At 51.4% G+C, this 5,304-nt stretch carries 2 tRNA genes and 3 rRNA genes; all 5 read left to right on the forward strand.

Going from position 1 to position 5,304, the window contains the following annotated elements:
• The first annotated feature begins 288 nt into the window (after positions 1–288).
• The 5 genes from DXZ20_RS36960 (at position 289) to rrf (ending at position 5,256) form a co-directional block, all read left to right on the forward strand.
• Positions 289–1,777 (forward strand): 16S ribosomal RNA (locus DXZ20_RS36960).
• Between the two features lie 115 nt (positions 1,778–1,892).
• Positions 1,893–1,966, forward strand: a tRNA-Ile gene (locus tag DXZ20_RS36965).
• Positions 1,967–1,971: 5 nt separating this feature from the next.
• Positions 1,972–2,047, forward strand: a tRNA-Ala gene (locus tag DXZ20_RS36970).
• Between the two features lie 173 nt (positions 2,048–2,220).
• Positions 2,221–5,037 (forward strand): 23S ribosomal RNA (locus tag DXZ20_RS36975).
• Positions 5,038–5,139: 102 nt separating this feature from the next.
• Positions 5,140–5,256: ribosomal RNA gene (gene rrf, locus DXZ20_RS36980) — 5S ribosomal RNA — on the forward strand.
• Together the 16S, 23S and 5S rRNA genes with 2 tRNA genes alongside form the textbook arrangement of a ribosomal RNA operon.
• Positions 5,257–5,304 lie beyond the last annotated feature (48 nt).

Below are 5,304 nucleotides of genomic sequence, written 5' to 3' on the forward strand. Positions count from 1 at the left end.
CCGAAAAAACTTCAAGAAAGGAGTTGACCAGTGACGAATAGCTCGCTATATTAGTAAAGCGCTTGAGACGGGAGCGGCGAACACCGTAACCGAATCGAGTTAGAACCTAGACAAATCAATAGTTTGAGATTCTAACAAAATCCTGTTTAATTTCTTTAGTTTGAAATTGGTTAGACCTTATCACGAGGTTGAGGCCGATGTCAAACGACCGGATACTTAGATAACACTGAGTGTCAGGTCAACACTTGATGAATGAGTCTTGTTGCTTCTTTAGAGAGCAATGAGATTACCATGGAGAGTTTGATCCTGGCTCAGGATGAACGCTGGCGGCGTGCTTAACACATGCAAGTCGAACGAACCTTTCGGGGTGAGTGGCGGACGGGTGAGTAACGCGTGAGGATCTGCCCTTAGGCGGGGGACAACTTTTGGAAACGGAAGCTAATACCCCATATGGCGAGAGCTGAAAGCTTAATGTGCCTGAGGATGAACTCGCGTCTGATTAGCTAGTTGGTGGGGTAAGAGCTTACCAAGGCGACGATCAGTAGCTGTTCTGAGAGGAAGATCAGCCACACTGGGACTGAGACACGGCCCAGACTCCTACGGGAGGCAGCAGTGGGGAATTTTCCGCAATGGGCGCAAGCCTGACGGAGCAACGCCGCGTGAGGGAGGAATGTCTGTGGATTGTAAACCTCTTTTCTCTGGGAAGAAGATCTGACGGTACCAGAGGAATCAGCATCGGCTAACTCCGTGCCAGCAGCCGCGGTAAGACGGAGGATGCAAGCGTTATCCGGAATTATTGGGCGTAAAGCGTCCGTAGGCGGTCAATTAAGTCAGTTGTTAAAGACTGCAGCTCAACTGTGGGAGAGCAACTGAAACTGATTAACTAGAGTATGGTAGGGGTAGAGGGAATTCCTAGTGTAGCGGTGAAATGCGTAGATATTAGGAAGAACACCAGTGGCGAAGGCGCTCTACTGGGCCAAGACTGACGCTGATGGACGAAAGCTAGGGGAGCGAAAGGGATTAGATACCCCTGTAGTCCTAGCTGTAAACGATGGATACTAGGTGTTGTGCGTATCGACCCGTGCAGTACCGAAGCAAACGCGTTAAGTATCCCGCCTGGGGAGTACGCACGCAAGTGTGAAACTCAAAGGAATTGACGGGGGCCCGCACAAGCGGTGGAGTATGTGGTTTAATTCGATGCAACGCGAAGAACCTTACCAGGACTTGACATCCCTCGAATACCTAAGAAATTGGGTAGTGCCTTCGGGAGCGAGGAGACAGGTGGTGCATGGCTGTCGTCAGCTCGTGTCGTGAGATGTTGGGTTAAGTCCCGCAACGAGCGCAACCCACGTCTTTAGTTGCCATCATTCAGTTGGGCACTCTGGAGAGACTGCCGGGGACAACTCGGAGGAAGGTGTGGACGACGTCAAGTCATCATGCCCCTTACGTTCTGGGCTACACACGTACTACAATGCAACGGACAAAGGGCAGCCAACTAGCGATAGTGAGCTAATCCCATAAACCGTTGCTCAGTTCAGATTGCAGGCTGCAACTCGCCTGCATGAAGGAGGAATCGCTAGTAATCGCAGGTCAGCATACTGCGGTGAATACGTTCCCGGGCCTTGTACACACCGCCCGTCACACCATGGAAGTTGGCCATGCCCGAAGTCGTTACCCTAACCGTTTTCGGAGGGGGGCGCCGAAGGCAGGGCTGATGACTGGGGTGAAGTCGTAACAAGGTAGCCGTACCGGAAGGTGTGGCTGGATCACCTCCTTTAAGGGAGACCTACCGAATCGACTCCGAACGAATTTTTATTAGGAGCGATATTGGTCACTCTAGGTCGTGACAGGATTGAGGGAATTTCAAACTATTGTTTAGGTTGTATAGGCTGGGGCTATTAGCTCAGGTGGTTAGAGCGCACCCCTGATAAGGGTGAGGTCCCTGGTTCGAGTCCAGGATGGCCCACTGATGGGGGTATAGCTCAGTTGGTAGAGCGCCTGCTTTGCAAGCAGGATGTCAGCGGTTCGAGTCCGCTTACCTCCACCAAATATTGCCAGATTGGCAGAGATAGGAATAACTTCAGCACCCTGTTTAGGTCTGTTAAGAGATGGGCTAGGGGAATAGGCTGCTGGATTTAGGTCTAGCGAGAACCTTGACAACTGCATAGATTAGTCGAATAGGTAGTTCGACACAGAGAACCTTTAGTAAAGAGACTGAGAGGTCAAGCTACAAAGGGCTCATGGTGGATACCTAGGCACACAGAGGCGAAGAAGGACGCGGTTACCGGCGATATGCCACGGGGAGCAGGAAGCATGCATTGATCCGTGGGTTTCCGAATGGGGCAACCCTACGTACGGCCCACTGAATCTATAGGTGGGTACGAGCGAACGCAGCGAATTGAAACATCTTAGTAGCTGTAGGAAGAGAAAGAAAACTCGATTCCCTTAGTAGCGGCGAGCGAAGCGGGAAGAGCCTAAACCAATTCTTATCAGAGTTGGGGTCGTGGGACAGCGATATGGAATCTGGAGGATAGACGAATCACTTGAGAGGTGAACCAAAGAAGGTGAGAGTCCTGTAGTCGAAATTTGAAGGATACTAGCTGAATCCCGAGTAGGTTGGGGCACGTGGAATCCCGATTGAATCAGCGAGGACCACCTCGTAAGGCTAAATACTCCTGTGTGACCGATAGCGAATAGTACCGCGAGGGAACGGTGAAAAGAACCCCGGGAGGGGAGTGAAATAGAACATGAAACCATGAGCTTACAAGCAGTTAGAGCACGATTAAACGTGTGATAGCGTGCCTGTTGAAGAATGAGCCGGCGACTTATAAGCACTGGCAGGTTAAGTCGAGAATGACGGAGCCAAAGGGAAACCGAGTCTGATAAGGGCGATAGTCAGTGTTTATAGACCCGAACCCGGGTGATCTAACCATGTCCAGGTTGAAGCTTAGGTAACACTAAGTGGAGGACCGAACCGACTTCTGTTGAAAAAGGAGCGGATGAGGTGTGGTTAGGGGTGAAATGCCAATCGAACCCGGAGCTAGCTGGATCTCCTCGAAATGTGTTTAGGCGCAGCGGTAGTGATTATAGCTGGGGGGTAAAGCACTGTTTCGGTGCGGGCTGCGAGAGCGGTACCAAATCGAGACAAACTCAGAATACCCAGTGAATACATTGCCAGTGAGACGGTGGGGGATAAGCTTCATCGTCGAGAGGGAAACAGCCCAGACCATCAGCTAAGGTCCCCAAATCATCTCTAAGTGATAAAGGAGGTGAGAATGCTGAGACAACCAGGAGGTTTGCCTAGAAGCAGCCATCCTTAAAAGAGTGCGTAATAGCTCACTGGTCAAGCGTTCTTGCGCCGAAAATGAACGGGGCTAAGAGATGTACCGAAGCTGTGGACTTGATTTATCAAGTGGTAGAGGAGCGTTCTGTAGTAGTGAGAAGCATTAGCGAGAGCAGGTGTGGACGAAGCAGAAGTGAGAATGTCGGCTTGAGTAGCGAAAATAGATGTGAGAATCATCTACCCCGAAAACCTAAGGCTTCCTCCGGAAGGCTCGTCCGCGGAGGGTTAGTCGGGACCTAAGGCGAGGCCGAAAGGCGTAGTCGATGGATATCAGGTTAATATTCCTGAACTTTGTTTGTGGAGCATTGCAGGGACGCATGACAACTAGCTACACCCTAAATGGATTGGGAAGTTTCTACGGAAGCTGCGTAGTGAACGATAGTGCCTAGAAAAGCTGTGGATGTAATGAAGCGAACAGACCCGTACTGTAAACCGACACAGGTGGGTGGGTTGAGTATACTAAGGGGCGCGAGATAACTCTCTCTAAGGAACTCGGCAAAATGGCCCCGTAACTTCGGGAGAAGGGGTACCCCTTAACGGGGGTCGCAGTGAAGAGATCCAGGCGACTGTTTACCAAAAACACAGGTTTCTGCAAACTCGAAAGAGGAAGTATAGGAGCTGACGCCTGCCCAGTGCCGGAAGGTTAAGGAAGCTGGTCAGTCTTCGGATGAAGCTAGCGACCGAAGCCCCGGTGAACGGCGGCCGTAACTATAACGGTCCTAAGGTAGCGAAATTCCTTGTCGGGTAAGTTCCGACCCGCACGAAAGGCGTAACGATCTGGATGCTGTCTCGGAGAGAGGCTCGGCGAAATAGGATTGTCTGTGAAGATACGGACTACCTGCACCTGGACAGAAAGACCCTATGAAGCTTTACTGTAGCTTGGTATTGGGTTCGGGCTTTGATTGCGCAGGATAGGTGGGAGACATAGAACTAATGCTTGTGGGTGTTAGTGAGTCGCTGGTGAGATACCACTCTATCAAGGCTAGGATTCTAACATTGACCGTGACCCGGTTAGTGGACAGTATCAGGTGGGCAGTTTGACTGGGGCGGTCGCCTCCTAAAAGGTAACGGAGGCGCGCAAAGGTTCCCTCCGGCTGGTTGGAAATCAGCCTTTGAGTGTAAAGGCATAAGGGAGCTTGACTGCGAGAGTGACAACTCGAGCAGGGTGGAAACACGGCCTTAGTGATCCGACGGTACCGAGTGGAAGGGCCGTCGCTCAACGGATAAAAGTTACTCTAGGGATAACAGGCTGATCTCCCCCAAGAGTTCACATCGACGGGGAGGTTTGGCACCTCGATGTCGGCTCGTCGCAACCTGGGGCGGTAGTACGTCCCAAGGGTTGGGCTGTTCGCCCATTAAAGCGGCACGCGAGCTGGGTTCAGAACGTCGTGAGACAGTTCGGTCCATATCCGGTGCAGGCGTAAGAGCATTGAGAGGAGTCTTCCTTAGTACGAGAGGACCGGGAAGAACGCACCTCTGGTGTACCTGTTATCGTGCCAACGGTAAACGCAGGGTAGCCAAGTGCGGAGCGGATAACCGCTGAAAGCATCTAAGTGGGAAGCCCACCTCAAGATGAGTGCTCTCATGGAGTTAATCCAGTAAGGTCACGGGAAGACGACCCGTTGATAGGTTCTAAGTGGAAGTGCAGCAATGTATGAAGCTGAGGAATACTAACAGACCGAGGGCTTGTCCTATCAGTCAAGGGTTCTCATGGATGAACTCTTATTCGAACTAATACTAATCTATGCAGTCTTTCAGGGCTCTACTGAGAGATTAACAGTAAGCTCAATAGCTTTCCTGGTGCCAATGGCGGTGTGGTCCCACTCCGACCCATCCCGAACTCGGTTGTGAAACGCACCTGCGGTGAAGATAGTGAGGGGGTTGCCCCTTGTGAAAATAGCTCGGTGCCAGGGTCCTAATCTACAAAGCGCGTCTTGTTCTATGCAAGACGCGCTTTTTGC

This window comes from Adonisia turfae CCMR0081 (assembly GCF_011009555.1).
GTDB lineage: Bacteria > Cyanobacteriota > Cyanobacteriia > Phormidesmidales > Phormidesmidaceae > Leptothoe > Leptothoe turfae.